Here is a 1762-nt window from a genome sequence, read left to right on the forward strand (position 1 = left end):
CGCTTAATCAGCTGGTAGACCTTTGAAAACTGAACAAAGTTTTAACACTAAATTGTGTAGGCCAACATTTATTTGTTGGATTTACAACGAAGTCAATTCGCTAGTATAATTTTTATGAGTCACAAACTTTTAATATGAGAGTTTGATCCTGGCTCAGGACGAACGCTGGCGGCATGCCTAATACATGCAAGTCGTACGCACTCTCGTGATGATTGAAGCTTGCTTCATGATTCACATTCGAGTGAGTGGCGGACGGGTGAGTAACACGTGGGTAACCTGCCCTAAAGTGGGGGATAACATCTGGAAACAGGTGCTAATACCGCATAACAACTACTTTCACATGATCGTAGTTTGAAAGATGGCTCTGCTATCGCTTTTGGATGGACCCGCGGCGTATTAGCTAGTTGGTGAGGTAATAGCTCACCAAGGCAATGATACGTAGCCGACCTGAGAGGGTAATCGGCCACATTGGGACTGAGACACGGCCCAAACTCCTACGGGAGGCAGCAGTAGGGAATCTTCCACAATGGGCGAAAGCCTGATGGAGCAATGCCGCGTGAGTGAAGAAGGTTTTCGGATCGTAAAACTCTGTTGTTGAAGAAGAACATGCGTGAGAGTAACTGTTCACGTACTGACGGTATTCAACCAGAAAGCCACGGCTAACTACGTGCCAGCAGCCGCGGTAATACGTAGGTGGCAAGCGTTGTCCGGATTTATTGGGCGTAAAGAGAATGTAGGCGGTTTATTAAGTTTGAAGTGAAAGCCCTCGGCTCAACCGAGGAAGTGCTTCGAAAACTGGTAAACTTGAGTGCAGAAGAGGAAAGTGGAACTCCATGTGTAGCGGTGGAATGCGTAGATATATGGAAGAACACCAGTGGCGAAGGCGGCTTTCTGGTCTGTAACTGACGCTGAGATTCGAAAGCATGGGTAGCAAACAGGATTAGATACCCTGGTAGTCCATGCCGTAAACGATGAGTGCTAAGTGTTGGAGGGTTTCCGCCCTTCAGTGCTGCAGCTAACGCATTAAGCACTCCGCCTGGGGAGTACGATCGCAAGATTGAAACTCAAAGGAATTGACGGGGGCCCGCACAAGCGGTGGAGCATGTGGTTTAATTCGAAGCAACGCGAAGAACCTTACCAGGTCTTGACATACCATGAAAAGCTAAGAGATTAGTCTTTCCCTTCGGGGACATGGATACAGGTGGTGCATGGTTGTCGTCAGCTCGTGTCGTGAGATGTTGGGTTAAGTCCCGCAACGAGCGCAACCCTTATTATCAGTTGCCAGCATTCAGTTGGGCACTCTGGTGAGACTGCCGGTGACAAACCGGAGGAAGGTGGGGACGACGTCAAATCATCATGCCCCTTATGACCTGGGCTACACACGTGCTACAATGGTCGGTACAACGTGCTGCGAACTCGCGAGGGTAAGCAAATCACTTAAAACCGATCTCAGTTCGGATTGTAGGCTGCAACTCGCCTACATGAAGCTGGAATCGCTAGTAATCGCGGATCAGCATGCCGCGGTGAATACGTTCCCGGGCCTTGTACACACCGCCCGTCACACCATGAGAGTTTGTAACACCCAAAGTCGGTGGGGTAACCCTTCGGGGAACTAGCCGCCTAAGGTGGGACAAATGATTAGGGTGAAGTCGTAACAAGGTAGCCGTAGGAGAACCTGCGGCTGGATCACCTCCTTTCTAAGGATATGGTACTTTGGTACCAACGGAAATACACAATTGTTAAAACTTTGTTTAGTTTTGAG

The 1762-nt window shown here is 49.0% G+C and carries 1 rRNA gene; it reads left to right on the forward strand.

The features are described 5' to 3' along the window. Positions 1 to 130 precede the first annotated feature (130 nt). Positions 131 to 1697, forward strand: a 16S ribosomal RNA gene (locus LAB100_RS11455). Positions 1698 to 1762: the final 65 nt, after the last annotated feature.

The organism is Companilactobacillus musae (assembly GCF_003967595.1).
GTDB classification, from domain to species: Bacteria; Bacillota; Bacilli; order Lactobacillales; family Lactobacillaceae; genus Companilactobacillus; species Companilactobacillus musae.